Origin of the sequence: Pseudomonas anguilliseptica (assembly GCF_900105355.1) — a bacterium.
GTDB classification, from domain to species: domain Bacteria; phylum Pseudomonadota; class Gammaproteobacteria; order Pseudomonadales; family Pseudomonadaceae; genus Aquipseudomonas; species Aquipseudomonas anguilliseptica.
This window is the reverse complement of record NZ_FNSC01000001.1, coordinates 2,670,074-2,697,044: the sequence shown is the minus strand read 5'-3', so window position 1 is coordinate 2,697,044 and position 26,971 is coordinate 2,670,074. Positions and strand designations below refer to the sequence as shown.

The following is a 26,971-nucleotide window of genomic DNA, read 5'->3' as shown; positions in this document are numbered from 1 at the left end:
ATGACCCGCCAGAGAGCCTTGATCGTCGATGACGAACCCGATATTCGCGAACTCCTGGAAATCACTCTGGGACGTATGAAGCTCGACACCCGCAGCGCACGCAACGTCAAGGAAGCCCGCGAGTGGCTGGCCAAAGAGCCCTTCGACCTGTGCCTCACCGACATGCGCCTGCCGGACGGCACCGGCCTGGAGCTGGTGCAACATATTCTGCTGCGCCACCCGCAAGTACCCGTGGCGATGATCACCGCTTATGGCAGCCTGGACACCGCAATCAACGCCTTGAAAGCTGGCGCATTCGACTTTCTGACCAAGCCGGTGGATCTCGGCCGCCTGCGTGAACTGGTCGCCGCCGCCTTGCGCCTACGCAGCGCCGATGGCGAAGAGCTACCGGTAGACAGCCGCCTGCTCGGCGACTCACCGCCGATGAAGGCCATGCGCAAACAGATTCTCAAGCTCGCCCGCAGCCAAGCCCCGGTGTATATCAGCGGCGAATCCGGCAGCGGCAAGGAGTTGGTCGCACGACTGGTCCACGAGCAAGGCTCGCGCGGCGAGCAACCCTTTATCCCGGTCAACTGCGGCGCCATCCCCACCGAACTAATGGAAAGCGAGTTCTTCGGCCACAAGAAGGGCAGCTTTACGGGCGCCATCGAAGACAAGCAAGGCCTGTTTCAAGCGGCCAACGGCGGCACCCTGTTCCTTGATGAGGTCGCCGACCTGCCATTACCGATGCAAGTTAAATTGCTACGCGCGATTCAGGAAAAAGCCGTACGCGCCGTAGGCGGCCAGCAAGAGCTGATTGTCGATGTGCGCATTCTCTGCGCCACCCACAAGGATCTGGCTGGCGAAGTTGCGGCTGGGCGCTTCCGCCAGGACTTGTACTACCGCCTCAACGTCATCGAGCTACGCGTGCCCGCTCTACGCGAACGTCGCGAAGACATCGCCCTGCTGGCCGATATCATGCTCAAACGCCTAGCCGACGGCACTGGCCTCAGCCCGGCCAAGCTAGATGACGACGCACTGGAGAAGCTCAAGAGTTACCGCTTCCCCGGCAACGTGCGCGAACTGGAGAACATGCTCGAACGTGCCTACACCCTGTGCGAAGACGATCGCATCACCAGCAGCGACCTACGCCTGGCAGACAGTGTGCCCATCAGTGAAAACGGCGAAGCCAACCTCGCGCAGATCGACAACCTAGAGGACTATCTGGAAGCCATCGAGCGCAAGCTGATCATGCAGGCCCTGGAAGAAACTCGCTGGAACCGCACCGCAGCTGCTCAGCGTTTAGGCCTAAGCTTTCGCTCAATGCGCTATCGACTAAAGAAACTTGGTATCGACTAACGCCATGCGTCACATAGCACCAGTTGAAGAAAGGGCTTTAGCCGCAAAGCCCTTCCTTAAACCATCGACTCAAACAGTCAAATCCAATCGCCCAGCCGGCGCATAAGGCGTCGGGTCCACAATCGGATCACGCCCGAGCATCAGATCCGCCAGCAATTGGCAGGACGCCGGCGCCAGCACCAGCCCATTGCGATAATGCCCGCAGTTCAACCACAAACCCTCACGCCCCGGCACCAGCCCAATAAACGGAATGCCCTCAGGCGAACCAGGCCGCAACCCCGCCCAATGCCCCACCACCTCGGCATCTGCCAGCGCCGGCAACAACTCAACAGCAGAAGCCTTTAAGGTGGCCAGCGCCTCGTCGGTCGGCGCTTTATCGAACCCCGCATGCTCAAGGGTGCTGCCAATCAGAATATGGCCGTCACGCCGCGGAATCGCATAGCGCCCTTTGGCCAGCACAATGGCCGGGAGAAAGTCTTCGGCACACTTGTACAGAATCATCTGCCCCTTGACCGGCGCCACCGGCAACTCGATGCCAAGGGTTTTCATCAACGCCCCACTCCAGGCTCCGGCCGCAAGCACCACCTGATCGGCATGCATATCACCTTGTGCCGTATGCACACCCGTAACACGCCCGCCTTCGCGGATAAAACCACTGACCGCACACTGCTCATGCAGCGTGACATTCGGCATTTGCTGCAGCGCAGCACGCAGCGCTTTGACCAAGCGCGGATTGCGCACATTCGCCACATCTGCTTGATGCACCGCATGCTTGAAAACCCTGGACAGTGCTGGAATTGCGCGCTGGACAGAGCGCATATCAATCCGCTGCAGCGGCCGCTTTTCGCGGTCAGCCCAAGACAGCGCCTGCGCCTCATCGTCTAAGTCAAGCCAGTACAACCCTGTGACACAAACCTCAGGGTCGACTCCCGCCTGCACCAACAGTTGCTGACCTATACGCGGATAGAACTCTTGCGACCAATGCGCTAAAGCGGTCACTGCGTAATCGTAGCGCCAGGGATATAGAGGGGAAACGATGCCCCCGCCGGCCCAGGAAGACTCCTGGCCAACCTCAGCACACTCTATTAGGCGGAGTTTAGCTCCGGAATTTGCCAACTTTAGAGCACTCAGCAGGCCAATAACTCCACCACCTACGCAGACCACCTTCACGTTACCACCCTCACAAAGAAACAGGGCCTGACAAGCAGGCCCTGAATATTGTTACTTCCAACATTCAGTGGAAGCTGTTCCTGTAGCGCCTTTAAGCCCTAGGTGAGTAAGTGTCAATGTCGCACATTTACCGTCACTGGCCTGCGCCCTCCCGGCAACAGGCGTAGCCGTTAAAGTATAAGTCGTAGCCGCACTAGCGATGCCGATCGTATACAACCGCTCAGCAGAGTCTACAGTCCCGGCATTTTGCACAGAACAGTTGGCATTGTTGTAAGTACTGAACTGAGTGAAGCAGCGCTCAAGCGTCTGCGACACTTGCAAGAGCGCAGTTGTGGCATCAGTGCGATTGCCTTTGCGTACGTACTCTTGATAACTGGGATAAGCGATAGCAGCCAAAATTCCGACTATAGCTACCACTATCAGCAACTCAATCAAGGTAAAACCACGCACTGTTGGCCTCAGCGTAATTGTCGCCATGACATTCTGCCCTCTTTCAGTGAACCCTTCTCCTTGACCACCAAAACATTACCTGATGAGCCACCGGAGTATTTGTACTCGGTCTTACCTGCGGAAACGATACCCGGAGTTTTGATAATTCCCTCCGGTGAACGCTTACCTCCTGCGTAACAAAGAAGGCCTGAACCACAAGCAATCTTATCAGCATTATTAAACTCCCCATCATTATTCACGTCCAGCACAGAATAATTCAAACTACCTCCGGTGAACGCATCAATTTCCATCAGCCAGCTAGCACCCCCAGCAAGACAAGGGTCGGCAGAAGGAATGAGAGTGGTGAAAATAATTCGACCAGCCCTCAACAGTGGCAAACTCACAGATCGCTCACCAGCAGCGCTATAAGGAGGGGGAGCCAGATCCATATACCAACCACGCTGAGCTGACCAATTAATGGCGTTATTACTGAACGACCGATAATCTGCGGATTCAAAGGTAATCTGTTGTCGCTGCAACTCACTCCTTGCTGTGATCTCCCAACCATTCAGACTAGCTCCCGTCACTGGCTTATCCCAAATACCATAGAAACTCTGCATTTGCGGGCTAGAGCCAACTACGCTGTCGGTAGTCTCAAAGTACTTACCCGTGCCAAAGTAGAGCATTAAGCCACCGTCAGTAGGATGCGAGCCAATTTCCAACCCCGATGTAATAGGCTGGACTTGATTCGAGGCATTCTTGGCGATGAATAGCGGAACACTTACCTTGCTAGCGCCATTGCCGGAAGTCTTGTAAGAATCCCAGGCAGAGACAGCACCGCGCAGGTCAAACTTCCACAGATTACCTTTCAGATCCCCGGCATACACATAAGTAATTTGACGATTTGCATCAACCACTACTGAAGGCGTGGAAAGACCATTATCAACATCAGCGGTGGTATCTGTATCCACTACTATTTTCTTTATAAGAGCACCGGTCAGCGCATTAACCACATAGAGAGCTGCCCGACCAGTATTACTCTCGTAGCCGTTACCAAAAATAGCCACCCACGTATTGTCATTGGTGCGCGCAATAACCGGCACGCCATAGGTATAACCCAGGTCATTCCAATCATTCGAAGCCGTAGACGTATCGGGCGCCGTGATTTCCCACAACACATTACCAGCGGAAAAACCTGCCGGATTGGTGATATTTAACGCATATATACCGCGCCCACCCGCGCCTAAACCGCCAACTGCGTAAGTCTTCCATCCCCCATTAACAACATTGGAGTCATAGACGTCACCTACACCTATAGAACCATCAACATAATATTTGTGAGCATAACTACTCTTGGTCAGGTAGCGTAAACCTGGTGTGGCACCAGGGGTAGTGGTACGCTGCTTGAACAAAGATGTTGGCACATAGGCAAACAACTCAGCACCTGTTTCAGCATTGAAACCATGTACCATGCCGTCATTAGCGCCTACTAACAACAACTTGGTTGCACTATTTTTTGTTTCTAAAAAAACCTGATACGTATCTGCAGGCTCGGTCGTCACCAAGGGATCGTTAGGTACGGTATAGCCATAATTTTGGGCACCAACATATACCGGATTCGAATTCACAATATCGCCAAGCACTGTTGCCCGGCTACGCAAAACCTCACCGCTGGTGAGTGTCGCGCCCGAACTACCGCCACGCAGCCAATTTACAACGGTTGCGCCATCGACTGCGTTAGACACACTCAATTCGGCCTGCTGAGCCAGAGTGAGGTTAACCCACTGGAAAGCAGTGCCACCCAGTGCGTTACGAGTAAATATATTCCGCGAAGCCGCTGCTGGAATAAGCCCCGCGGTACCAGTTCTCCAGCTTACCGGACCTACCGAACCATCAGCATTGATGCCAAACGCTAGCAACTCGCCGCCCCAGTCGGCGCTGTTGAATTTCGCCTGATAGATAAGCGTGTCTGCATCCAAGCGTGTAGAGTTTGTCGCAATAGCAGCAGCGGAACTTGTCCGCTCTTTAATGGACTGCAACGCGCTAGAGAGAGCGCTGTTGAGTTGGGCGGAGTTATTCGCGGTGTAATAACCACCTCCGCCACGCTCGGCCGAGTCTTCAAGCATCTGATTTGCTGTAGAAAAACCCACAGTGAAGGTTTCAATATTTTGCTTGGTGAATGCAGCGTCGTTAAAAGATACATTCGCAAGATCATTACCAGAACTTCGCATGTCAATATCGTATGCAAATTTTGCTATATCATCGAGATAAAGACTACTGCCCTCACCAGCACTCACACCCGTGCCGTCTGCATACTTAATACCTTCAGCTTGTCCACTTCCGACACCGTCCCAGTCCGGCAACCTAGAATCAGCATCGTTGTCCGGCGCATTAAAAGTACTGTCATGCGTCGGCAGACCATCCGTGATAACAATCCCGAAATTCTTTTGGCAGCGATATTGGATAGGGCTTGTATAATTGCCCTGCCCTGCACCTTGATAGCGACTCAGACCTCGAAAGTAGCGAGTCACCTCATAATAAGATTCTGCCAAGGGGGTGTTCGCAACTGCGTCAAGCGCATTAATACTCGCAATCAAGCCCGTGTAGTTAGCGTCAGCCTGAGCCTGGGTGACGCTAGTCGATGAAGACAAACTGACAACACTGCTATTGATACTGCCGCCGGGACCTGCGTCATTAAAAATCGGTGAATTGAACGAGGAGAGACCAATGCGCATGGAGCGATTCGCGTTGACAATGGACGTAGCCGACTCCTTAGCGACCGTCATTCTCACTTGCTTCGGAAATACCGCATCAGACAGCGTGGTTAAATCATTATTAGCATTAGTGTAATTTGCATAAATATATGCAAGATAATTTGCAGTATAACGCGTCAACCCACCCCCTACGGGATCAGGCAATACATAACACCTTCCATTATTACCAGCAGCATCATATAAAGCCTTAAAGCCAGAAGAACACGTGTACTGTTCAACGGCCGACAGATCGATGTTAGAATCCGCCATATTGGCAGCCCAAGCTAGATCCGGCCCGCTTCGGGTAACATAGCGGATAGCAGGCCAACTGGCTGAGAGCGCCGCTTCTGCTTGAATAATATTATTCATACTCCCCGAATTATCGACGAGCAACATGACGTTAGGCGCTACCGTAGTCGACTGAAACAGCGGCACGTCTGCAATATTTAACGCCCACGCAGGGGATGACGCATACAAGGCTAAGCTTGCGCCCAATGCGACGGAATTTAATTTAAGCATTAGATACCTCCCTACCGACGATAGGTCGACTGCAGAATCACCACCGCGTCCGTTGTGCCACCTTGAGCACGGGCCGTAACACGGTAACTTTTTATCTCTTTCAATGCGCCAAACTTCATACTTTCACCGACTGGAGCAACCATAGTTTTGATTTCTTCGATGACATAGAGTGGCGCCGCACTCAGCTCACTGAACTGAGTAGCATAGGTCCTAGCATTGGTAGACCACGGGTAACTATCCCAGAAAGCCGGATTGCCGGGCTGTAGATTTGCATAGGTGTCATTGATTAGCCCCCCAGAATTTGCAAACACTGGCAATACCGCTGACTGGAGGTATTTCTCGCCGCCGAGCAAGGCTGATTCCGAAGCTTGGAAGGCAAGGTTGCGGTCACGCATATTGCCTACCATTTTTTCCTGCAACGTTGTGTCCTGCATTCCGGCAACGCCAATTACAGTCAAAATCAACAAAAGAATTAACGCGACAATTAGGGTTGCCCCACGCTGCCCGAAGTGGTGTTTTTTATAATACACATTCATGGCATTTTTGCCCTCACACCGATGGTAGAGACAAATATATGACGCAACCTTCTATCGACTGGAGTCACATTCGCTCCGTTGAAACTATAAGGCTGGGCAATGTCAGTAACGCCATCATCCACACTCTGCATCAATAGTTGCACTCGAACAGCACCAACTTTGTCCCAGGCCGATGCTGTACTTACAGCTGTGGCTGTATCATATTGATCCGGCACTAAATCAGTACCTGTATCTCGCCCATAGAGTAGTTGCATATTCTCAACACCCTCAAGAATCTCTACACTTGGGTTAGGCGCTATAGATTGATATAAGGAAGGCCGCCCCCCAGCACCGGTTGCAATATAGTAGTACACGGTATTCATTTTGATTATTTCGGCGCCTGTGCCGAAGGTCTCTGAGCTGAAAGCACTAGCGCCACCCCAAGAGCTTATTGCATTGCCAGGAGCACCTGAAGCCGGATGGGTTATATTGAACGCAGGGGGAGCTCCACCGGTAGTCTGAATATTACCAGCCTGGAATATCCTGGCCTTACTACAATCAGCAACCATCAATATATCAGCCTTACAGATCCCACTAATTCGATCCGTATTGTCTGCACAAGCCCCACTATCGGTGCTCGTAACCTGCGCAAAAAGTTGAGCCGAATCATTATTACTTACAATCTTAACCCCATCGCCAAGTGGCCCTTTTAAAATCAACACATCAGTATTAGCCAGCGGCGCTGGACTCAACGCTGACAACGCAGCTGGCACACTGGCACCCACGTCATAGCCGTTAACTCCGCGAGAAAAATCATAATTTAAGCTTGTAGCGTTATTTAACGTATTGGTGAGCGATGAGTAATCACCACTAGCACAGCCTGAGTAACCAGCCATGCGGACATCCCGCCCTATAAACTCCATGGCCATACGGCCGTTTTCTTGGACTCGCGCCAATGCCTGCTGGAAACTGTATGTTCGCTTACTGTCCAAGAAAACTTTAGTGACCCCGGCTATTAGGAAGAGCCCGATGACCATTGCCACCATCAACTCAACCAGCGACAAGCCTTTCTCTAAATTACGCATAGCTTTACCCTAGATTTGCGTTTTATAGGTGAAGCTGTCGTCCGTATCCCGACCCGCTTCCCGCCACGTAATAGTCAAGGTGCAGATATTAGATACACAGCTGACCGACCCATCCCCGGAGGGCAGCGTATTCTCAATTAAAGTCAACCATTGATTTTGATCAGTGGTTTCGAGATTTGAGGCTGTAGGCTTGTTGGCGGTGATGAGGATGTTGTACTGCCCTGCACGCGCATCATCTTTATTGAGGCGCATACGATCTGCCATGTCATATGCCAGAATATTAGCCTGGGAGCGCAAATAAGCCCCATGGTTAAACTGCAGTGACTTTACCTGCAACCCAGCAAGACCTAAGAGGCCGACAGACGTTATCAGCAACGTTACCAGCACCTCAATTAGCGAAAAACCTTGTGCATGTTTCATCTAGCCCCCTTAGGTGCACGCAACTTTTTGCACATTGATGCGTCCCGACGACGAAAAGGAAATAAGCCTGGCGTTCTGTCCAGTGCAAGACGAGGTCTGCACAGTAATATTTTGACGAACAGGCGCAAAACCCAAGCCGGAGTAGCGAATAAATGTTGCACTTCCCGTTGCTGTGGCACCCGTCGGCATTGCGCTGCGGTGGTTGAGTACAGTCCCGACAGTTGCCGTGCTGGTCGTGTCACTGGCTGCAGTATCTACAAACACAATCCAGCCTGACTGCCATGCAGTGCCCGAGCAAGATGTCCCATTAACACTTGGGCAAAGACTCACCCGCCTACCACGCTTAACTGCCTCTGCCCGCGCTGCGTTAAACGCTGAAACCAGCTCGTTAGCCGCAGCCTGTGAGCGGTTATTTCTTATTAAGTCAGTAAAGCTTGGAACAGCGATCGCCAAAAGCACGCCAGCAACCGCAATGGTGATCATCAGCTCCACCAGAGTAAAACCTCGAAAAAGCTTCACTTTGTACCTCCTATTCATCCCACATTTAGGTTATTGACAGCGCACAAGTCTGTCACCTGGCGCGCGACAGCCGCACCAATGGTGCTGACGACAGGTCACTGGTCGCTTTCTGCTGAGTGGTCTAGCTTCATAACTGGAGCAATGCACATGGATGTGACAAATGGAAAATGGAACCAGTTTGCTTGAAAGTCTTATCATTCTTGTTGTGCTTTCAATTCTGGCCTCAACCGCTATGCCGGCTGCTAGTTCTTGGCTTGAGCGAAGCCGGCTAGAATCAGTAACACATCAAATACGTCAGGACATCGGGTTTGCCCGCGCCCAAGCGGTCACACAGCAACGCGAAGTCCTTATACAGCCCGCATCGGCTAACTGTTGGGCTTGTGGATGGCAGGTGGGATATGTTGAGAGCATAGGCAGTTCGACAACGACTGAGTTAACCAATACACAGGTATTAATCAAGCGAGCCGCTCTTGATAGCCGACTCAGGGTCACCAGCAACCAACCGTGGCGAGGCGGTCCAACCTAACCGAGCGTTCGCCGCCGGAACCTTTACGGTCTGCTCAGCTAACCACGACGTCAGCTACAAAATAATTATCAATAAAGCTGGACGCGCGCGAATACTCAGGCAACACGCTGGATGCTTATGAAACAGGTAGCATCCGCAACTCCTTCGGCATCGAAAACGTCACGTTCTCCGGCCGCCCCAACAACTCTTGCGCGCCTGTCGCGCCCCACTCGCTGAGCTGCTGAATAACGCCTTGCACCAACACTTCCGGCGCAGATGCGCCGGCGGTGATGCCGATACCGGTCACGCCTGCAAACCACTCCCGCTTGAGATCCTCGGCCCCATCAATCAGGTAGGCCGGGGTACCCATGCGCTCAGCCAGCTCACGCAGGCGGTTGGAGTTGGAGCTATTGGGGCTGCCAACGACGAGCAGCACATCGCACTCAGCAGCGAGTTGTTTGACCGCGTCCTGACGATTCTGGGTGGCGTAGCAGATGTCGTCTTTGCGCGGGCCGCCGATGGCGGGGAACTTGCTGCGTAGAGCGTCGATGACTTTGCTGGTATCGTCCATCGACAGGGTGGTCTGGGTGACAAAGGCTAGGGCTTCGGGATTGCGCACCTGTAGTTCGGCGACATCCGCTTCGTCCTCAACCAGATAGATGGTGCCGCCGTTGCTGGCGTCGTACTGGCCCATGGTGCCTTCGACTTCCGGATGGCCTTCGTGGCCGATCAGTATGCATTCGCGCCCTTCGCGGCTGTAGCGCACCACTTCCATATGCACTTTGGTGACCAACGGGCAGGTGGCGTCGAAGATCTTCAGACCACGGCGCTCTGCTTCGCTGCGCACTGCCTGGGAGACGCCGTGGGCGCTGAAGATAACGATAACGTCATCAGGAATCTGATCCAGCTCTTCGACAAATACGGCGCCGCGCGAACGCAGGTCTTCGACCACAAACTTGTTGTGCACCACTTCATGGCGCACATAGATGGGTGGCCCGAAGACTTCCAGCGCGCGGTTGACGATTTCAATGGCGCGGTCGACGCCGGCACAGAAGCCACGGGGATTGGCGAGTTTGATATGCATGGCGAATATCTCGACGAAAGACCTTGCGAGCTAGTGTACGGCGCGGCCGCACGCACTGGGAAAGCAATCTGTATAAGCCGCCGTGATCGCGAGGATCAGCCGGGAACACGCAAGACGAAAGCCGCTCCCACAGGAACGGGCTAAGCCTTAGAGCGCTTTGACCTCAATAATCTCCACGTCAAAGCTCAGCGCTTTGCCGGCCAGCGGGTGGTTGAAGTCGATAGTTACCTGGTTATCGTCAAAGGCTTTGACCACGCCCGGCAACTCGGCATTGGCAGCGTCGTTGAAGATCACCAGCAGGCCTTCCGACAGCTCCATATCCTGAAACTGGCTGCGCGGCATGACCTGAATATTCTGCGGATTACCCTGACCGAAGCCCTGCTCTGGACTGATCGACAGGTTGCGCTTGTCGCCCGCTTTCAAACCATAAATGGCCTGCTCAAAACCTGGTAGCAGGTTGCCGTCACCGACCTTGAAGGTGGCGGGCTTTTTATCGAAGGTGCTGTCCACTACATCGCCGTTGTCCAGTTTGAGGGCGAAATGCAGGGTCACTTCTCTGTCCGGACCGATACGCACGTCAGTCATTTGCCTGTTTCTCCGGACTTTTCACTTTTAAATATATCCAGCCCCAGCAGAATGGCACCGCCGGTAATCGCCATATCGGCCACGTTGAAGGCCGGGAAGTACCACTGCTGATGCCAGTGCAGCAGGATAAAGTCGACCACGTGGCCAAACACCACGCGATCCACCAGATTACCCAGAGCACCACCCAGAACTAACGCCAAAGCCATCGCCAGCCAGGTTTCATCTGGCTTGAGGCGTTTGAGCCAGACGACCAGCACTGCGCTGACCACCACGGCAATTGCGGCGAAGAACCAGCGCTGCCAGCCGGCGGCATCGGCCAGGAAGCTGAATGCCGCACCGGTGTTGTAAGCCAGGGTCCAGCTGAAGTAGTCGGGGATGATCACGATCTGCTGGTACATGCTCAGGTTGTTGTCGAACCAGAACTTGCTCGCCTGATCGACTACAAACACCAGCAAGCTCAGCCACAACCAGGCCAAACGCCCGAAACGACTGGTGTTAGGCATGCCGTTATCACGCATAGTGGCGAACCTCACCCGCGCCTTCGATGTTGTCCACGCAACGACCGCAGATTTCCGGATGCGCCGGGTTCACCCCAACGTCCTCGCGGTGATGCCAGCAACGGGCGCACTTGGCGTGACCGGACTTCAACACTTTCAGCTTGAGCCCGGCGACTTCGGTTTCCACGGCATCGCTTGGCGCGCTGGCGAGCGGCGCCAGGCTGGCGGTGGAGGTGATCAGCACAAAGCGCAGTTCGTTACCGAGCTTGTTCAGATCGGCGATCAGGCTGTCTTCAGCGTACAGGGTCACTTCAGCCTGCAGGTTGCCGCCAATGGCCTTGGCTGCACGCAGGTTTTCCATCTCCTTGTTTACCGCGACCTTGACCGCCATCACGCGCTCCCAGAAGGCACGATCCAGCTCGAAACCTTCCGGTAGCTCGCTCAACCCCTGATACCAGCCATTGAGCATCACCGACTCGTTACGCGCGCCCGGCAGATATTCCCACAGCTCATCGGCGGTGAACGACAGCACCGGGGCGATCCAGCGCACCAGGGCTTCAGCGATATGGAACAGCGCGGTCTGGCAGGAGCGACGCGCCACGCTGTCAGCCGCAGTGGTGTACTGACGATCTTTGATGATGTCGAGGTAGAAGCCGCCCAACTCCTGCACGCAGAAGTTGTGCACCTTCTGGTAGACGTTCCAGAAACGGTAGCTGTCGTAGGCTTCTTCGATTTCGCGCTGCAGCAGCAGGGCGCGATCTACAGCCCAGCGGTCCAGCGCCAGCATGTCTTCCGCCGGCAACAGGTGCTGCGCCGGGTCGAAGCCGCTGAGGTTGGAGAGCAGGAAGCGCGCGGTGTTGCGGATACGCCGGTAGGAATCGGCGCTGCGCTGCAGGATGACCTTGGACACCGCCATCTCGCCGGAGTAGTCGGTGGACGACACCCACAGACGCAAGATATCGGCACCCAGACTGTCATTCACTTCCTGCGGCGCGACCACATTGCCCAGCGACTTGGACATCTTGCGGCCGTTCTCATCGACCACGAAACCGTGGGTCAGCAGCTCTTTGTACGGCGCATGGCCATCGATGGCCGCGCCGGTCAACAGCGAGGAATGGAACCAGCCGCGATGCTGGTCGGAGCCTTCCAGGTACAGGTCGGCACGCGGGCCGCTGGCATGGCCCAGGTTGTGCGAGCCGCGCAGCACGTGCCAGTGCGTGGTGCCGGAGTCAAACCAGACGTCCAGGGTGTCGCTGATCTTGTCGTAGTCGGCGGCTTCATCGCCGAGCAGCTCGGCGGCATCCAGCTTGAACCAGGCCTCGATGCCCTCTTGCTCGACACGCTTGGCCACCTCCTCCATCAACTCGGCAGTGCGCGGGTGCAGTTCACCCGTGGCCTTGTGCAGGAAAAACGGGATTGGCACACCCCAGTTGCGCTGACGCGAGATGCACCAGTCCGGACGGCCAGCAATCATGCTGTGCAGGCGAGCCTGACCCCACGCAGGGACGAACTGAGTTTGCTCGATGGCCGCCAGCGCGCGCTCACGCAGGGGGCCGCCTTCGTTAGGCTGCTTGTCCATGCCGACGAACCACTGCGCGGTGGCGCGGTAGATCAGCGGGGTCTTGTGGCGCCAGCAGTGCATATAGCTGTGCTGAATACCTTCGTGCTTGAGCAGCGCGCCGACTTCTTCCAGCTTGGCAACGATGGCCGGGTTGGCCTTCCAGATAAACTGGCCGCCAAAGAACGGCAGATCGGTGACATACACGCCATTGCTCTGCACCGGGCTAAGGATGTCGTCATTACTCATGCCGTAGCCTTTGCAGGAACGGAAGTCGTCCTCGCCATAGGCCGGCGCCGAGTGCACCACGCCAGTACCCGCACCCAGCTCGACGTATTCAGCCAGATATACCGGGGCAAAGCGCTCATAGAACGGATGACGGAAGCGGATCAGCTCCAGCGCAGCCCCCGTTGCAGTGGCGATCACTTCACCCTGCAGGCCATAACGGGACAGACAGCCTTCCACCAACTCTTCGGCCAGCAGCAGCAAGCGCTCACCGGTATCGACCAGCGCGTAGGTAAACTCCGGGTGAACGTTCAGCGCCTGGTTGGCCGGAATGGTCCACGGCGTGGTGGTCCAGATCACAATGGAGGCTGGCTTAGGCAAGCTGGCCAGGCCAAACGCGGCGGCCAGCTTGTCAGCATCTTCAACGACGAAGGCCACGTCGATGGCATCGGATTTTTTGTCCTGATACTCGACCTCGGCCTCAGCCAACGCCGAGCCGCAATCGAAGCACCAGTTGACCGGCTTCAGGCCCTTGAACACAAAGCCCTGCTTGACCATCTCAGCCAGCGCGCGGATCTCGCCCGCTTCGTTGGCAAAATCCATGGTCTTGTACGGGTTGTCCCAGTCGCCCAGCACACCGAGGCGGACGAAGTCGGCCTTCTGCCCTTCGATCTGCTCACCGGCATAGGTCCGGCAGCGCTCGCGGGTCAGGTCGGACGGCTGATTCTTACCAAAGGTGGTTTCCACCTTGTGCTCAATCGGCAGGCCATGGCAGTCCCAACCCGGCACATAGGGGGCGTCGAAGCCAGCCAGGGTTTTGGAACGGGTGATGATGTCCTTGAGGATCTTATTGACCGCATGACCGATATGGATGCTGCCGTTTGCATAGGGCGGGCCATCGTGCAGGACGAACTTCGGCCGGCCTTCGCCTTGCGCGCGTAGCTTCTGATACAGGCCAATCTCGTTCCAGCGCTGCAGAATCTGCGGCTCGCGCTGTGGCAGGCCGGCCTTCATCGGAAATTGGGTATCAGGCAGATTAAGCGTGGCTTTGTAATCGGTCATGTCAGGCTCTTCGTAAGCGGTTGGCACTCAGTGCTTAAACGCGCCAATGGGCACGGGCGGCAGCAATATCGGCAGCAATGGCCGTTTTCAATGCCTCAAGTGAGGCGAAACGCTGCTCATCGCGCAGCTTGTGGTGGAAAGCCACCGTCAAACGCCGGCCATATAAATCACCGGCAAAGTCCAGCAAATGCACTTCCAGGTGGGCACTGCCGTCACCTGCAACACTGGGCCGCACGCCAATATTGGCGACGCCCGGCCAAGTTTTTCCGTCGATTTCGGTGCTGACCAGATACACACCCCTGAGCGGCACACGCTTGCGCTTGAGCTGCACGTTGGCGGTCGGCGCATTCAACTGGCGGCCGAGTTTCTGCCCGTGCAACACCCGCCCGGCGATCTGGAAAGGGCGGCCGAGCAGGTGATGCGCCAAGGCAAAATCACCCGCATCGAGGGCCTCTCGCACCCGCGTGCTGCTGACGCGAATACCGTCCAGTTCAACCGTGCTGGCAGCCTCGACGCTGAAGCCTTCACGCTCACCGGCCTCGGCCAGAAAGGCGAAGTCACCGGCGCGGTCACAGCCGAAGCGAAAGTCATCGCCCACTTCCAGATGCTGCACACCCAGGCCTTCAACCAACACGCGATGCACGAACTCGGAGGCGCTCAGCTCACGCAGGCGGCGGTTGAAGCTCAGACACAGCACCCGATCGACGCCTTCGGCAGCCAACAACGCCAGCTTGTCGCGCAAGCGGGCCAGGCGTGCCGGCGCTACATCAGGGGTAAAAAACTCACGCGGCTGCGGCTCGAAAATCAACACGCAACTGGGCACACCAAGCTCGGCGGAACGCTCACGCAAGCGCGCCAAGATGGCCTGATGACCACGATGGACGCCGTCGAAATTACCGATAGTGGCGACACAGCCCCGATGCTGGGGCCGCAAGTTGTGTAGGCCTCGAACCAGCTGCATAACGCGCTTCTTGCTCATAAAGTGGCCGATTATACGCACACCGAGCAGCGGACAACAGGCGGCAAATCAGCCGCCTTCAGAGCGCACTGCGCCGGACGAAGTCCCGCAAGCGAAAGCCCAGCAGCGCCAACACGGCCAAATAGGCCAACATGCCCACACCAACCAACCCACCCAAGCGCAGCAAACGCCAGAGCATGGCGCCGTCCGCCCAGGCTGGCAGCTGCTGCATGGCCAGCAGCAACACGCCCACCATCGCCAGCAACGCCAACAGCAGCTTACCGAGGAACATCGCCCAGCCCGGCTGCGGTTGGAACATGTCGCGCTTGCGCAGCTGCCAGTACAACAACCCAGCATTCAGACAGGCGGCCAGACCAATAGCCAGCGCCAAGCCGGCATGAGCCAGGGGGATTACAAAGATAAACAGCACATTCATCGCCTGGGTCGCCAGCAGTGTCACAAGCCCGATACGTACCGGAGTCTTGATGTTCTGTTGGGCGTAGAAGGCCGGCGCGAGAATTTTCACCAGAATGATGCCAACCAATCCTAGCGAGTAGGCAATCAAGGCGCGCTGGGTCATCAAGGTATCGGCAGCGGTGAACTTGCCGTACTGAAACAGCGAGACAATCAGCGGCTCGGAGATAATCGCCAACGCCACCGCACTGGGCAGCGCCAACACCAGACACAACCGCAAGCCCCAATCGAGCAGCCTGGAATAGTCCTCGCAACTAGCGCCTGCATGGGTTTTCGATAAGGCCGGCAGCAAAATGGTGCCCAGCGCCACACCGAGCACGCCAGCCGGCAACTCCATCAAGCGATCGGCGTAATACATCCAGGACACGGAGCCGGCGACCAGAAAGGAGGCAAAAATCGTATTGATGATCAGCGAAATCTGGCTAACCGATACCCCGAAGATCGCCGGTCCCATCTGTTTCACCACTCGCCACACGCCGGTGTCCTTGAGGTTCAACCGAGGCAGCACCAGCATGCCGATCTTGTGCAGATGCGGCAGCTGAAACAGCAGCTGCGCTAAGCCGCCCACCAGCACCGCCCAGCCCAGCGCCATGATCGGCGGGTCGAAGTAAGGCGTCAGAAACAGGGCGAAGACAATCATGCTGACGTTCAGCAGCGTCGGCACAAAGGCCGGCACTGAGAACCTGTTCCAGGTGTTGAGCACCGCCCCCGCCAGCGAGGACAGGGAGATCAGCAAGATATAAGGAAAGGTCACCCGCAGCAGGTCGGTGGTCAGCTCAAAGCGCTCCGCCTCATCGGCGAAACCTGGGGCAGACGCCCAGACAATCCAGGGCGCAGCGAGAATGCCAATAAAAGTGACCAGCGCCAGTACCAGGGTCAGCAGCCCCGTCACATACGCCAGAAACGTGCGCGCTGCCTCATCGCCCTGCTGGGTTTTATATTCAGCCAGAATCGGCACAAAAGCTTGGGAAAACGCACCCTCGGCAAAAATACGGCGCAGTAGGTTTGGCAGCTTGAACGCCACTACAAAGGCATCCGAGGCCACGCCGGCACCGAAAGCACGGGCGATAATGGTGTCACGCACGAAGCCCAAAACACGCGAAAGCATGGTCATGGAGCTGACGGCGGCCAACGACTTGAGCAAATTCATGTAGTATCCCGGCTCCGCAAAAAAGCACTGGCGCGCAAAAGCGACGAGTGTAGCGGTCTGCCACTGGTCAGGCCAGCACAGGGAAAAGCCATCAGGCTTGACAGCACCCCCTCATATCGGCATGATTCGCGGCCTTATTTGTTTGTAACCCCCAGAATTTTTTCGAGGAGCTTGACGGTGGCCAATACACCTTCTGCCAAAAAACGCGCAAAACAGGCTGAGAAGCGTCGTAGCCATAACGCCAGCCAGCGCTCGATGGTTCGCACCTACATCAAGAACGTCGTCAAGGCTATCGAAGCCAAAGACGCTGCTCTTGCAACTACCGCTTACACCCTGGCTGTGCCAGTAATCGACCGCATGGCCGATAAAGGCATCATCCACAAGAACAAAGCCGCTCGTCATAAGAGCCGCCTCAATGGCCACATCAAGGCCCTGAGCGCTACTGCAGCCGCCTAAGCTGCTTGCAACACGCTACTAGCTCTTGAAAAGCCGGCTTAACCGCCGGTTTTTTATTGCCCGCAATAATTGCCAACACAACCTGCAACACCCACAACCACAAAAAAGCCCGAATCACTTCGGGCTTTTTTAACTCAGGGCTTTTGCGGCCAGGGCAGAATCGGAATGGCGGTCACCGCATTCTGCGGACTACCCTCGATTACCCGGTCGCTGTAGACCAGATAAACCAGGGTATTGCGCTTCTGATCGAAGAACCGCACCACCTGCATGGTTTTGAATACCAGCGAGGTGCGCTCACGGAAGACTTCCTCGCCCTCCTTGAGCTTCTCCAGAAAGCTGATCGGCCCAACCTGACGACAGGCAATCGACGCTTCGGCGCGATCCTCAGCCAACCCAAGACCACCCTTAACGCCGCCAGTCTTGGCCCGCGACAGGTAGCAGGTAACCCCCTCTACCCTGGGGTCATCAAACGCCTCAACCACGATCTTGTCGTTCGGCCCCATAAACTTAAAGACCGTCGACACTTCACCGATCTGCTCGGCCGCCACCAACCCAGGCAACAGCACCAGCGCACCCAACAATCCCTTTACCACTCGCATCAGCCTTCCCTCAAATCAGGATCAAATTATCCCGATGCACCAACTCGGGCTCATCAACATAACCCAGCAGCCTCTCGATGGCATCTGACGACCGGCCGATGATCTTTTGCGCCTCAAGCGCACTGTAGTTAGCCAGCCCACGGGCAATCTCGCGACCATTCGCCGCCACGCAGACCACCATCTCACCGCGACGAAAGCTACCCTGCACAGCCTTCACACCAACTGGCAACAAGCTCTTGGTGCCGGTCGCCAGCGCCTTGACCGCACCATCATCCAGCACCAGGGTGCCACGGGTCTGCAGATGCCCAGCTAGCCACTGCTTACGCGCCGCCAGCATGCCGCGCTCTGGCGCCAGCAGAGTACCCAAGCGCTCGCCCGCCTTTAGACGCGCCAACACCTGCTCAATGGCACCGCCAACGATTACCGTATGAGCACCGGAGCGTGCCGCCAGACGCGCCGCACGCAGCTTGGTCTGCATACCGCCACGCCCGAGCGCACCGCCCACACCACCCGCCACAGCATCCAGAGCCGGATCATCGGCGCCCGCCTCAAAAATCAGCTCAGCATTGGGGTTATGCCGCGGATCGGCGTTATACATACCGTCGCGATCAGTAAGAATTACCAGCAGGTCGGCCTCGACCAGATTGGCCACCAACGCCGCCAGAGTGTCGTTATCACCAAAGCGGATCTCATCGGTAACCACGGTGTCGTTCTCGTTGATGACCGGCACCACATCCAGATCCACCAGCGTGCGCAGCGTGCTACGCGCATTCAGGTAGCGCTTGCGATCGGACAGATCGTCATGGGTTAGCAGAATCTGTGCCGTGCGCCGACCATGCTCGGCAAAGCTCGACTCCCACGCCTGAATCAGTACCATCTGACCAATAGCTGCCGCAGCCTGCAACTCATGCATGGCCCTCGGTCGCGCCACCCAACCCAACTTGCTCATACCCGCCGCCACGGCACCAGAGGACACCAGCACCAGCTCAACACCCTGCTCGCGCAGCGCAACCATCTGCCTGACCCACACCGCCATCGCCGCACGGTCCAGACCACGACCATCAGCGGCCAGCAGCGCACTGCCAATTTTCACCACCCAGCGCTGCGCACCGGTTACCTTGTCACGCATGATCTTCCAACCTTAGCCGCGACCTGTGATTACAAAAACGCCGCAATTAAGCGGCGTTTTGTAGTTGCTTAATCCCGGACGCAAATGATTTCCGGGCCATCATCTTCGTCTTCTTCATCCCAAAAGCTGTCGTCTTCATCGACATCACCGACGGCCTTGACCCCAGAACGACGCAGCGCGCGCTTATCGTCCAGCGCCTGCAGCTGAGCGCGCGCTTCGTCTTCGATGCGCGTATCCAGCTCGGCCAACTCGGCAGCGTACTCTGGGTTTTCCTGGATGCGCTCAGCGCGCGCCTCAAGGAAGTCCATGATGTCATAACAGAGCTTCTCAGTGCCCTGGCGCGCCAGGGCAGAAATTACATAAACCGGCCCAGTCCACTCGATCCGCGCAACGATTTCAGCAATCCGCGCTTCCTGCTCCTCATCGAGCATCTGGTCAGCCTTGTTCAGCACCAGCCAGCGCTCACGCTCAGCCAATGACGGACTGAACTTGGTCAGCTCATCAATAATGGTGGCGGCCGACTCAGCCGGATCGGTCAGATCCAGCGGCGCCATATCGACGAGATGCAGCAACAGACGGGTACGCGACAAGTGTTTGAGGAAGCGGATACCCAAACCAGCACCGTGGGAAGCCCCCTCGATCAGCCCCGGAATATCGGCGATCACGAAGTTTTTGTAGCGATCAACACTGACCGCACCCAGGTTTGGCACCAGAGTAGTGAAGGGGTAGTCAGCGACTTTGGGCTTGGCGGCCGACACGGAACGAATAAATGTGCTCTTGCCAGCATTCGGCAGGCCCAGCAGGCCTACATCGGCCAATACCTTCAATTCCAGTTTGAGATCGCGCGACTCGCCCGGCTTGCCCGGCGTGGCTTGGCGCGGCGCACGATTGGTGCTGGACTTGAAGCGAGTGTTACCCAGGCCATGCCAACCGCCCTGCGCCACCATCAAACGCTGGCCAGCGCGAACCAGGTCACCAATTACCTCTTGAGTACCGGCATCGATCACCGTAGTACCAATCGGCACCGGCAGGATCAGGTCCTCGCCCTTGGCGCCGGTACAGTCGGTGCTGCCACCCTTCTCGCCATTCTGCGCCTGGAAACGACGGGTATAGCGGTAGTCCACCAGGGTATTGAAGTTCTCGACCGCCTCGATATACACCGAGCCACCGTCACCACCATCACCGCCGTTGGGACCACCCTTCTCGATGAACTTTTCACGACGAAAAGCCATCATGCCGTTACCGCCGTCACCGGCTTTTACAAAAATCGATACTTCATCGACGAATTTCATTTTTGCGCCTCCCGCAATCACGCGGGTCATCTAAACCGAGAAACACCAGGTTCTTGCAAAATTGACCTGCATTCAAATCGAACGCTAACACCCAGGACAGTTTGGCAAAAACCCCAAGAATACAGAAACAAAAAAGCCCCGTCGCAAGGACGGGGCTTTCCCAGCAGTCGCGCTACTAAGCCGCAACGACGCTCACATAACGGCGGTTAAACGCGCCTTTTACTTCAAACTTGATCACGCCTTCGATTTTCGCGAAGAGAGTGTGATCCTTACCCATGCCAACGCCGTAACCAGCGTGGAACTGGGTGCCGCGCTGACGCACGATGATGTTGCCTGCTTTGATAGCCTGACCGCCATACATCTTCACGCCAAGGCGTTTGGCTTCTGAGTCGCGACCGTTGCGGGTACTACCGCCAGCTTTTTTGTGTGCCATGAGTTCAATACTCCTATAAAGGGATCAGACCGAAACGAATCAGGCCTGGATACCGGTGATTTTGATCTCGGTGTACCACTGACGGTGGCCCTGGCGCTTCATGTGGTGCTTACGACGACGGAACTTGATGATGGTGACCTTCTCGTGACGACCTTGAGCGATCACTTCAGCAACAACTTTGGCACCGTCAACAACCGGAGCGCCGATTTTTACGTCGTCGCCATTGCCGACCAGCAGAACACGGTCAAACGTCACAGCTGCGCCAGTGGCCAGCTCGAGTTTTTCGACCTTGAGGAATTCGCCTTCGGTGACTTTGTATTGCTTGCCACCAGTAACAATTACTGCGTACATGGTAAATCTCCGTTAATCCTGCTCACCCAGCGCTTTATAGGAATAAGTGTCGGCTGGCATGGCTGCTTGGGGCCTTCAAGGACACCCTTGCAATTGCGTAAGGCAGGGAAATACCCAGGGGGAAGTTCAGGTTGCGCGATTATACGCAAGCAGCCAGCGCGACGCAAGGCCTCGACACCCAGAGTCCCAGCCTCTTGCCTTGACAGCCCCTACCCTGCCCCCTAGCATGCCGCGCAACCCATGAGTAGCAGGTGCAAGCGATGCAACCCCAGGCTTTCTACCGCGTGGTGGCGGATGACTTTACCGCCGTCGACGGCATCATCCGCGCCCAACTGGTGTCGCGCGTACCGCTCGTAGAGAAGATCGGCGACTATATTATCTCCGCTGGCGGTAAACGCCTGCGTCCGCTGCTGGTACTACTCAGTGGCAAGGCCTTGGGCATTGAAGGCGACAACCTGCGCCTGCTGGCTGCCACCATCGAATTTCTGCACACCGCAACCTTGCTGCACGACGATGTAGTCGACATGTCCGACATGCGCCGCGGCCGCAGCACCGCCAATACCCAATGGGGTAACGCGCCCAGCGTACTGGTCGGCGACTTCCTTTATTCGCGCTCGTTCGAAATGATGGTCGAACTAGGCTCCATGCCGGTGATGAAGATCCTGTCCAAGGCCACCCGGGTGATTGCCGAAGGCGAAGTGCTGCAGCTGTCGAAGATCCGCGACGCCAGCACCAGCGAAGAAACCTATATGGAAGTCATCCGCGGCAAAACCGCGATGCTCTTCGAGGCTTCGACCCATAGCGCCGCTGCACTGGCCGGCGCCAACGCCGAACAGACCGAAGCGCTGCGCACCTTTGGCGATCACCTCGGCGTGGCCTTCCAACTGGTCGACGACCTGCTCGACTACCGTGGCGATGCCACCACCCTCGGCAAGAACGTCGGTGACGACCTGGCCGAAGGCAAGCCGACCCTGCCGCTGATCCACACCATGCGCGAAGGCACGCCCGAGCAGGCGGCCCTGGTACGCCAGGCGATCCAGAAAGGCGGCATCGAGGATCTTGAAAGCATTCGCAATGCCGTAGAAGCCGCCGGCGCGCTGAATTACACCGCCCAGCTGGCCCGAGATTACGCCGAGCGCGCCATCGCCTGCCTGGATGTCTTGCCCGCCAGCGAATACCGCGACGCACTGATCGAACTCAGCCGCTTTGCTGTAGCCCGCACGCACTAAGACTTGCCAGAACAGACAAAAGCCCGCCCATATGGCGGGCTTTTTACTGCCTGCGACCCACAGCAATTGCACCACGCGACGAAAGGCAGCGATTAACCCTTGCTATAAATATAATAAGAATTATTCTCATCTGACCACTTAAAAGGGAGATGAGTCATGACCTATCTGATCGATGCCTGGCTGGACCGCCCGCAGCCGTATCTACGCATTCTCAATCGCAATACCGGCGAAGTCTGTGCCCTGCTTAAGGAAGATGCGCTGGATGAACTGCGTGATCAGGGGGATCTGGATTTGCACGAACTGAACTCAAGCGAGCCGCTGGTGCTCAAGGAGTTGGTGCGTAATCTATTTCTCTATTGCTACGCCCGGGCATTGCGCCCCTGACGGTCCGAGCTTAAATGCATCGCGGGCATGGCCCGCTCCTACAAGATTCCAGCGTCGCTGGCGTAGGAGCGGGCCATGCCCGCGATAGAAAGCCTCAGAGACTAAAGATCTCGCGAGCTAGAGTCCTACAAGGCGCTACGTTAGTAACAGCCTCCGGCTGGTCAAAACGGCAAAGAAGCGGAGTGTACTGTTGTACATGAGCATTCCGAGCCTGCTTTGAACGCAGTAGGGCCGACGCGCAGCAGATCGTGGAGCAATCTCTTAGAGAACGTCCAGCAGCTCCACGTCAAATACCAGCACGCTGCGCGGCGGGATGCTGCCCACGCCTTGCTCGCCGTAAGCCAGCTCGCTCGGTACATACAGACGCCATTTGCTGCCGGCGTTCATCAGTTGCAGGGCTTCGGTCCAGCCGGCGATCACGCCGCCAACCGGAAACTCAGCGGGCTGACCACGCTCGTAGGAGCTGTCGAACACGGTGCCGTCGATCAGGGTGCCGTGGTAATGAGTACGCACGCTGTCTTCATGGGAAGGTTTGGCGCCTTCGCCTGCGGTCAGCACTTCGTACTGCAGGCCGGAAGCCAGCACGGTGATGCCGTCACGCTTGGCGTTCTCAGCCAGGAAGGCCAGACCAGCACCCGCAGCGGCTTCAGCCTTGGCGGCTGCTTCGGCTTGCATGATGTCGCGGATGACCTTGAAGCTGGCCGACAGCTCGGCTTCGCTAACGCGGCTTGGCTGGCCGCTGAAGGCGTCGGTCAGGCCCGCCAGGATGGCGTCCAGGCTCACGCCCGGCGGTGGGTTGTCGCGCAGCTGACCACCCAGTTGACGGCCGATGCCGTAGCTGACGCGAGTTTCGTCAGTCGAGAGATTGAGTTCGGACATAGCACTGCTCCGCTAGGGGCTAAAAAAGGTCGGCCAGCCTAGCACAAACCGCCAGCCCGCCCTACCCGCCCGCCGCGCCCTGGCGATTGCGCCGACAACGCTCGGAGCAATACTTCACCTCATCCCAGCAGCGCGCCCACTTCTTGCGCCAGGTGAAGGGCAGCCCGCACACCAAACAGGTCTTGACCGGCAACTCGGCCTTTTTCATAGCAGCTCACCGGCATCCAGCCGCGCCAATAGCTGCTCACCGCGCACCCACAACCCCTGCTGTTTGACCTCGCTCATCTTGTCCAGGCCACGGTAGATCATGCCCAACCGGTGGTTACCCGACAGCTGCTGGCGGTGGCGCATAAGGAAATGCCAATACAGCGCGTTGAACGGGCAGGCCTGCTCACCGACGCTTTCGCTGACCTTGTAGGTGCAGTCGCCGCAGTAGTTGGACATGCGTTTGATGTACTGGCCACTGGCGCAATAGGGCTTGGAGCTCAGATAACCGCCATCGGCGTGCATGACCATGCCCAGGGTGTTGGGCAGCTCGACCCAGTCGAAGGCATCCATATACACGGCCAGGTACCAGTCGCAGACCTGGCTGGGTGTAATGCCGGCCAGCAGGGCGAAGTTGCCGGTGACCATCAGCCGCTGAATATGGTGGGCATAGGCATGCTCCAGCGTCTGACCGATGGCCTGGCTCATGCATTTCATGCGGGTTTTTCCGGTCCAGTAGAACTCCGGTAGCAGCCGAGTGTTGCCGAAGGCATTGCGCTCGGCGTACTCCGGCATGTGCATCCAGTAGATGCCGCGCACGTATTCGCGCCAGCCGATCAGCTGACGAATAAAGCCCTCCGCGGCGTTCAGCGGCACCTGACCGCACCAGTATGCCGCCTCGACATCCGCACACAGTCGGCGCACATCCAGCAGGCCGATATTCAGCGCCGCGCTTATCCGCGCATGGAACAGAAACGGCTCACCGACCGCCATGGCGTCCTGATAATCGCCAAAAGCCGGTAAGGCGAAATCGAGAAAGTGCTGCCACAGTGCCTCGGCCTCGGCATGGGTCACCGGGTAATCGAAAGACCCCAGGCTGTCGTAACGGTGACTGAAACGCTCGGCCACCTGCTTCAGCACGTCCCGGGTAATGGCGTCCGCCGGGAAACGCGCGGTCATCGGCGCCTTGATCTGTTTGGGCAGCGCCTTGCGGTTTTCCGCATCGAAGTTCCACGCCCCGCCCACCGGAGTGCCGTCGCCATTGATCAATAAGCCAGTCTTGCGGCGCATCTCGCGATAGAAGAACTCCATGCGCAGTTGCTTGCGCCCTTCGGCCCAACGGGCGAACTCATCACGAGCACAGATAAAGCGGCTATCGGCGTGCCAGGTGATCGGCAAGCCGCAAGCCTGCAGAGCCTGCTCCAGCCGCCACTCGCCGCATTCAGTGACGTGCACCTCGGTTGCCTGCAACAGCCCAGCCCAGCGCTGCAACTCACCCGGCAGCGAGCCGCTGTTCTGCGCATCATCCAGCTTGACGTAATGCACGCACCAACCGCGCTCACGCAGTGCCTCGGCAAAGTGACGCATGGCACTGAAGATCAGCGCGATTTTCTGCGGATGATGCGGCACATAATCGGTTTCCGCCGCCACTTCAGCCAGCAGTACAGCATCCAGTAGCGGATCCAGTGCCTGCAGACTGGGTAGATCGAAAGACAGCTGATCCCCCAGTACCAGGGCAAGCCGGCGAGTAGCCATAGGTGGGGTCGTTACCAGGAAGAATTGAAGGAAATGGGCACGCGCAAAGTGTCCTGAGTGCCATCCTGCAGGCCGCACATTTCGTCATGCACAACCGCATGCACCAGGTGGAACGGTATGCGCGGCAAGTCATGCAGCAGGTCGCGTGCATGCTCGACCGAGCGCAGGTGCAGGGTCTTGCCATGGCCATCATTGAGCGGATGGGCACGGCCGTCCATGTGCGCCTCCAGCAAGTAGATGCCACCCTCGATGGAGATCAGGTTAAGCGCATCGATATGCCCGGCGTGGGCGTGCAGCGACAGGTCTTGCAGGTTCATGGCGATATCCTCGGGCAAGCAAATTTATACAAAAACCTATACAAACACAATTTTTGTACAACACAGCAAAAGCACAAGGCACAAAGCAAACCGCCCGTCCGTTTTGCAACGGCCGGGCGGCGAGAACACCAGAGGAGCGGATCAGCTCGATTCGTGTTTGGTCAGTTTATCCAGGTAGCCCATGGCGAAAGCCGAAACCACAAACGCCATATGAATGATCACATACCATTTGAGGTGCACGGGGTCGATGTTCTGCGCATTCATAAATACTTTGAGCAGATGAATCGAGGAGATCGCTACGATAGAGGCCGCCACTTTCATCTTCAGCGAGCTGGAGTCCATCTTGCCCAGCCAGCTGAGCTTCTCGGTGCCCTCCTTGATATCCAGTTGAGATACGAAGTTCTCGTAACCGGAAATCATCGCCATCACCAGCAGGCCGCCGACCAGCGCCATGTCGATCAGCGACAGTAGCACCAGGATCAGATCCGCCTCGGCCATGGCAAAGACGTTCGGCAGGATATGGAAGACTTCCTGAAAGAACTTCAGCGCCAGCGCCAGCAGGGCCAGCGACAGACCGAAATAGATCGGCGCCAGCAGCCAGCGCGAGGCATACATGGCATTTTCGATAAAGCGTTCCATAAGGGTTCACTCAGGGTTCAAGACTGCCGGCGCAGTATACCCAGCGCCATCGCCCAGACAACCCTGGCGCACGGCAATCGATGACCGCTGCGGTTATCCCCCACAACTGTGGATAACCTTGTGGGCAGGCTCAGGATCAATGGCTGCAAGCCAGCCCTCTGCAGGGTTTGCGACACCTGGTCAAATACTCGGCAATTGCCCACTCAGGTTTCCGGCTGAAACTGGCAATCCCCCAGATGGTGGCCACGCTCACCGTTCAAACGGCGCAGCTCGGCCTGGATATGCGCGCCAGATCGGCACGTCGGCAGATTGCTCATAGCCCATACCCTGCAGATTTTCGGCAATATCCGTGAGGATGCTTTCGGCGGCGAAAGCCCCGTGAAATGGGCCCTGCGCCTTGATTGTGGAAGGCTGCGCACCGGCCATGCCGGCGGCGCAGATCAGTGTCCAGAGGCCATTGTTACCGGCCAGCGGCAACACCACGCATTCGATACGAGTATCCAGGCCCAGACAGTGGCGAGTGAGATTGAGGCTGCGCGACATGGCGACGACCCTCTCAGGAGCAGGCCTTCAGCCTACACCCGCGCAACCGCCAGTGGGAAGCCAACAGTTATCCCCGCTTGTTGTGGATAACTGTGTGGATGAAGTGAGGAAAAGCCGGCCCGAGCCAGGCGCAC

At 56.9% G+C, this 26,971-nt stretch carries 28 protein-coding genes and 1 pseudogene; 5 read left to right on the top strand and 24 right to left on the bottom strand.

The window, feature by feature from the left end:
• On the top strand, positions 1 to 1,338 hold the full coding sequence (locus tag BLW24_RS13050) for a sigma-54-dependent transcriptional regulator (RefSeq protein ID WP_090381642.1): 1,338 nt from the start codon (positions 1 to 3) through the stop codon (positions 1,336 to 1,338).
• 69 nt (positions 1,339 to 1,407) lie between these two features.
• On the opposite strand, the gene thiO is transcribed toward BLW24_RS13050, so the two are convergent.
• Genes thiO through BLW24_RS13015 form a run of 7 tightly spaced genes read right to left on the bottom strand, consistent with a single transcriptional unit; the run spans position 1,408 to position 8,748 of the window.
• Entirely contained in the window at positions 1,408 to 2,508 is a 1,101-nt protein-coding gene (gene thiO, locus BLW24_RS13045) for a glycine oxidase ThiO (RefSeq protein WP_090381637.1), read from the bottom strand.
• Positions 2,509 to 2,559: 51 nt separating this feature from the next.
• Positions 2,560 to 2,985 (bottom strand): type IV pilin protein, encoded by a 426-nt coding sequence (locus BLW24_RS26830; RefSeq protein WP_090381632.1) that lies wholly within the window; start codon positions 2,983 to 2,985, stop codon positions 2,560 to 2,562.
• Complete coding sequence (locus BLW24_RS13035; RefSeq protein WP_090381625.1) at positions 2,967 to 6,209, bottom strand: pilus assembly protein; 3,243 nt, start codon at positions 6,207 to 6,209, stop codon at positions 2,967 to 2,969. The genes BLW24_RS26830 and BLW24_RS13035 overlap by 19 nt, the downstream gene beginning before the upstream one ends.
• 11 nt (positions 6,210 to 6,220) lie before the next feature.
• Positions 6,221 to 6,745: a pilus assembly PilX family protein gene (locus BLW24_RS13030; protein ID WP_090381621.1), complete on the bottom strand. Its 525-nt coding sequence runs from the start codon at positions 6,743 to 6,745 to the stop codon at positions 6,221 to 6,223.
• Positions 6,742 to 7,809, bottom strand: coding sequence for a PilW family protein (locus tag BLW24_RS13025; RefSeq protein WP_090387732.1), 1,068 nt, complete (start codon positions 7,807 to 7,809; stop codon positions 6,742 to 6,744). The genes BLW24_RS13030 and BLW24_RS13025 overlap by 4 nt, the downstream gene beginning before the upstream one ends.
• Before the next feature lie 9 nt (positions 7,810 to 7,818).
• The gene (gene pilV, locus BLW24_RS13020) at positions 7,819 to 8,229 is read right to left on the bottom strand and encodes a type IV pilus modification protein PilV (protein ID WP_090381616.1); all 411 of its coding nucleotides are present in this window, start codon (positions 8,227 to 8,229) and stop codon (positions 7,819 to 7,821) included.
• Positions 8,230 to 8,238: 9 nt separating this feature from the next.
• Positions 8,239 to 8,748, bottom strand: a complete 510-nt coding sequence (locus tag BLW24_RS13015) for a GspH/FimT family pseudopilin (protein WP_167360371.1) — start codon at positions 8,746 to 8,748, stop codon at positions 8,239 to 8,241.
• A gap of 160 nt (positions 8,749 to 8,908) precedes the next feature.
• On the opposite strand from BLW24_RS13015, the gene BLW24_RS27170 reads away from it, so the two are divergent.
• Complete coding sequence (locus BLW24_RS27170; RefSeq protein WP_090381610.1) at positions 8,909 to 9,274, top strand: GspH/FimT family pseudopilin; 366 nt, start codon at positions 8,909 to 8,911, stop codon at positions 9,272 to 9,274.
• A 115-nt stretch (positions 9,275 to 9,389) separates the two neighbouring features.
• Here BLW24_RS27170 and ispH read toward each other — a convergent pair whose 3' ends face one another.
• From ispH to murJ, 6 genes are all read right to left on the bottom strand, one after another.
• On the bottom strand, positions 9,390 to 10,337 hold the full coding sequence (gene ispH / locus BLW24_RS13005) for a 4-hydroxy-3-methylbut-2-enyl diphosphate reductase (RefSeq protein ID WP_090381606.1): 948 nt from the start codon (positions 10,335 to 10,337) through the stop codon (positions 9,390 to 9,392).
• Between the two features lie 147 nt (positions 10,338 to 10,484).
• Positions 10,485 to 10,922, bottom strand: coding sequence for an FKBP-type peptidyl-prolyl cis-trans isomerase (gene fkpB / locus BLW24_RS13000; RefSeq protein ID WP_090381602.1), 438 nt, complete (start codon positions 10,920 to 10,922; stop codon positions 10,485 to 10,487).
• The gene (gene lspA, locus BLW24_RS12995) at positions 10,919 to 11,425 is read right to left on the bottom strand and encodes a signal peptidase II (protein WP_090387730.1); all 507 of its coding nucleotides are present in this window, start codon (positions 11,423 to 11,425) and stop codon (positions 10,919 to 10,921) included. Before lspA ends, fkpB begins: the two co-directional genes overlap by 4 nt.
• A 7-nt stretch (positions 11,426 to 11,432) precedes the next feature.
• Positions 11,433 to 14,264, bottom strand: a complete 2,832-nt coding sequence (gene ileS / locus BLW24_RS12990; protein ID WP_090381598.1) for an isoleucine--tRNA ligase — start codon at positions 14,262 to 14,264, stop codon at positions 11,433 to 11,435.
• A 34-nt stretch (positions 14,265 to 14,298) separates the two neighbouring features.
• Complete coding sequence (gene ribF / locus BLW24_RS12985) at positions 14,299 to 15,225, bottom strand: bifunctional riboflavin kinase/FAD synthetase (RefSeq protein WP_167360370.1); 927 nt, start codon at positions 15,223 to 15,225, stop codon at positions 14,299 to 14,301.
• Positions 15,226 to 15,301: 76 nt separating this feature from the next.
• On the bottom strand, positions 15,302 to 16,846 hold the full coding sequence (murJ, locus tag BLW24_RS12980; protein ID WP_090381595.1) for a murein biosynthesis integral membrane protein MurJ: 1,545 nt from the start codon (positions 16,844 to 16,846) through the stop codon (positions 15,302 to 15,304).
• 177 nt (positions 16,847 to 17,023) lie between these two features.
• Here murJ and rpsT point away from each other — a divergent pair, with 177 nt between their 5' ends.
• Positions 17,024 to 17,302 (top strand): 30S ribosomal protein S20, encoded by a 279-nt coding sequence (gene rpsT, locus BLW24_RS12975; protein WP_090381587.1) that lies wholly within the window; start codon positions 17,024 to 17,026, stop codon positions 17,300 to 17,302.
• A gap of 134 nt (positions 17,303 to 17,436) precedes the next feature.
• Here rpsT and BLW24_RS12970 read toward each other — a convergent pair whose 3' ends face one another.
• The 5 genes from BLW24_RS12970 to rplU form a co-directional block, all read right to left on the bottom strand.
• Positions 17,437 to 17,901, bottom strand: coding sequence for a CreA family protein (locus BLW24_RS12970; RefSeq protein WP_090381580.1), 465 nt, complete (start codon positions 17,899 to 17,901; stop codon positions 17,437 to 17,439).
• Between the two features lie 10 nt (positions 17,902 to 17,911).
• A complete protein-coding gene (gene proB / locus BLW24_RS12965) occupies positions 17,912 to 19,030 on the bottom strand; it encodes a glutamate 5-kinase (protein WP_090381574.1) in 1,119 nt (372 codons plus the stop codon).
• A 68-nt stretch (positions 19,031 to 19,098) separates the two neighbouring features.
• Positions 19,099 to 20,322, bottom strand: coding sequence for an Obg family GTPase CgtA (cgtA, locus tag BLW24_RS12960; protein WP_090381569.1), 1,224 nt, complete (start codon positions 20,320 to 20,322; stop codon positions 19,099 to 19,101).
• A gap of 175 nt (positions 20,323 to 20,497) precedes the next feature.
• Positions 20,498 to 20,755, bottom strand: coding sequence for a 50S ribosomal protein L27 (gene rpmA / locus BLW24_RS12955; protein WP_085584170.1), 258 nt, complete (start codon positions 20,753 to 20,755; stop codon positions 20,498 to 20,500).
• A gap of 39 nt (positions 20,756 to 20,794) precedes the next feature.
• Positions 20,795 to 21,106, bottom strand: a complete 312-nt coding sequence (rplU, locus tag BLW24_RS12950) for a 50S ribosomal protein L21 (protein ID WP_090381562.1) — start codon at positions 21,104 to 21,106, stop codon at positions 20,795 to 20,797.
• A 260-nt stretch (positions 21,107 to 21,366) separates the two neighbouring features.
• Between rplU and BLW24_RS12945 the strand changes: the two genes are divergently transcribed.
• Both BLW24_RS12945 and BLW24_RS12940 read left to right on the top strand, forming a co-directional pair.
• A complete protein-coding gene (locus BLW24_RS12945) occupies positions 21,367 to 22,335 on the top strand; it encodes a polyprenyl synthetase family protein (protein WP_090381559.1) in 969 nt (322 codons plus the stop codon).
• Positions 22,336 to 22,491: 156 nt separating this feature from the next.
• Entirely contained in the window at positions 22,492 to 22,719 is a 228-nt protein-coding gene (locus tag BLW24_RS12940; RefSeq protein ID WP_090249418.1) for a PA4570 family protein, read from the top strand.
• A gap of 261 nt (positions 22,720 to 22,980) precedes the next feature.
• On the opposite strand, the gene BLW24_RS12935 is transcribed toward BLW24_RS12940, so the two are convergent.
• From BLW24_RS12935 to BLW24_RS12910, 6 genes and pseudogenes are all read right to left on the bottom strand, one after another.
• Positions 22,981 to 23,598, bottom strand: a complete 618-nt coding sequence (locus tag BLW24_RS12935) for a BamJ family beta-barrel-assembly machinery protein (protein WP_090381555.1) — start codon at positions 23,596 to 23,598, stop codon at positions 22,981 to 22,983.
• Positions 23,599 to 23,659: 61 nt separating this feature from the next.
• Positions 23,660 to 23,806, bottom strand: a complete 147-nt coding sequence (locus tag BLW24_RS12930; RefSeq protein ID WP_090381548.1) for a DUF2256 domain-containing protein — start codon at positions 23,804 to 23,806, stop codon at positions 23,660 to 23,662.
• Entirely contained in the window at positions 23,803 to 25,338 is a 1,536-nt protein-coding gene (locus BLW24_RS12925) for a cryptochrome/photolyase family protein (protein ID WP_090381543.1), read from the bottom strand. The genes BLW24_RS12930 and BLW24_RS12925 overlap by 4 nt, the downstream gene beginning before the upstream one ends.
• 11 nt (positions 25,339 to 25,349) lie before the next feature.
• A complete protein-coding gene (locus BLW24_RS12920; RefSeq protein ID WP_090381537.1) occupies positions 25,350 to 25,655 on the bottom strand; it encodes a DUF6482 family protein in 306 nt (101 codons plus the stop codon).
• 141 nt (positions 25,656 to 25,796) lie between these two features.
• Complete coding sequence (locus BLW24_RS12915; RefSeq protein ID WP_090381531.1) at positions 25,797 to 26,294, bottom strand: TIGR00645 family protein; 498 nt, start codon at positions 26,292 to 26,294, stop codon at positions 25,797 to 25,799.
• Positions 26,295 to 26,497: 203 nt separating this feature from the next.
• Positions 26,498 to 26,837, bottom strand: a pseudogene (locus BLW24_RS12910) (PA4575 family protein).
• Between the last annotated feature and the right edge of the window lie 134 nt (positions 26,838 to 26,971).

Excerpts from the sequence above, each read along its gene's own strand:
- BLW24_RS27170 (WP_090381610.1), top strand. The coding sequence starts at position 8,909 with ATGGAAAATGGAACCAGTTTGCTTGAAAGTCTTATCATTCTTGTTGTG.
- BLW24_RS12925 (WP_090381543.1), bottom strand. The coding sequence starts at position 25,338 with ATGGCTACTCGCCGGCTTGCCCTGGTACTGGGGGATCAGCTGTCTTTC.
- murJ (WP_090381595.1), bottom strand. The coding sequence starts at position 16,846 with ATGAATTTGCTCAAGTCGTTGGCCGCCGTCAGCTCCATGACCATGCTT.
- BLW24_RS12945 (WP_090381559.1), top strand. The coding sequence starts at position 21,367 with ATGCAACCCCAGGCTTTCTACCGCGTGGTGGCGGATGACTTTACCGCC.
- BLW24_RS12970 (WP_090381580.1), bottom strand. The coding sequence starts at position 17,901 with ATGCGAGTGGTAAAGGGATTGTTGGGTGCGCTGGTGCTGTTGCCTGGG.
- BLW24_RS26830 (WP_090381632.1), bottom strand. The coding sequence starts at position 2,985 with ATGGCGACAATTACGCTGAGGCCAACAGTGCGTGGTTTTACCTTGATT.
- BLW24_RS12935 (WP_090381555.1), bottom strand. The coding sequence starts at position 23,598 with ATGTCCGAACTCAATCTCTCGACTGACGAAACTCGCGTCAGCTACGGC.
- BLW24_RS13035 (WP_090381625.1), bottom strand. The coding sequence starts at position 6,209 with ATGCTTAAATTAAATTCCGTCGCATTGGGCGCAAGCTTAGCCTTGTAT.
- BLW24_RS13050 (WP_090381642.1), top strand. The coding sequence starts at position 1 with ATGACCCGCCAGAGAGCCTTGATCGTCGATGACGAACCCGATATTCGC.
- BLW24_RS12940 (WP_090249418.1), top strand. The coding sequence starts at position 22,492 with ATGACCTATCTGATCGATGCCTGGCTGGACCGCCCGCAGCCGTATCTA.
- lspA (WP_090387730.1), bottom strand. The coding sequence starts at position 11,425 with ATGCCTAACACCAGTCGTTTCGGGCGTTTGGCCTGGTTGTGGCTGAGC.
- ispH (WP_090381606.1), bottom strand. The coding sequence starts at position 10,337 with ATGCATATCAAACTCGCCAATCCCCGTGGCTTCTGTGCCGGCGTCGAC.
- BLW24_RS12915 (WP_090381531.1), bottom strand. The coding sequence starts at position 26,294 with ATGGAACGCTTTATCGAAAATGCCATGTATGCCTCGCGCTGGCTGCTG.
- fkpB (WP_090381602.1), bottom strand. The coding sequence starts at position 10,922 with ATGACTGACGTGCGTATCGGTCCGGACAGAGAAGTGACCCTGCATTTC.
- proB (WP_090381574.1), bottom strand. The coding sequence starts at position 19,030 with ATGCGTGACAAGGTAACCGGTGCGCAGCGCTGGGTGGTGAAAATTGGC.
- ileS (WP_090381598.1), bottom strand. The coding sequence starts at position 14,264 with ATGACCGATTACAAAGCCACGCTTAATCTGCCTGATACCCAATTTCCG.
- rplU (WP_090381562.1), bottom strand. The coding sequence starts at position 21,106 with ATGTACGCAGTAATTGTTACTGGTGGCAAGCAATACAAAGTCACCGAA.
- ribF (WP_167360370.1), bottom strand. The coding sequence starts at position 15,225 with ATGCAGCTGGTTCGAGGCCTACACAACTTGCGGCCCCAGCATCGGGGC.
- rpmA (WP_085584170.1), bottom strand. The coding sequence starts at position 20,755 with ATGGCACACAAAAAAGCTGGCGGTAGTACCCGCAACGGTCGCGACTCA.
- cgtA (WP_090381569.1), bottom strand. The coding sequence starts at position 20,322 with ATGAAATTCGTCGATGAAGTATCGATTTTTGTAAAAGCCGGTGACGGC.
- BLW24_RS13025 (WP_090387732.1), bottom strand. The coding sequence starts at position 7,809 with ATGCGTAATTTAGAGAAAGGCTTGTCGCTGGTTGAGTTGATGGTGGCA.
- BLW24_RS12930 (WP_090381548.1), bottom strand. The coding sequence starts at position 23,806 with ATGAAAAAGGCCGAGTTGCCGGTCAAGACCTGTTTGGTGTGCGGGCTG.
- pilV (WP_090381616.1), bottom strand. The coding sequence starts at position 8,229 with ATGAAACATGCACAAGGTTTTTCGCTAATTGAGGTGCTGGTAACGTTG.
- BLW24_RS12920 (WP_090381537.1), bottom strand. The coding sequence starts at position 25,655 with ATGAACCTGCAAGACCTGTCGCTGCACGCCCACGCCGGGCATATCGAT.
- BLW24_RS13030 (WP_090381621.1), bottom strand. The coding sequence starts at position 6,745 with ATGAATGTGTATTATAAAAAACACCACTTCGGGCAGCGTGGGGCAACC.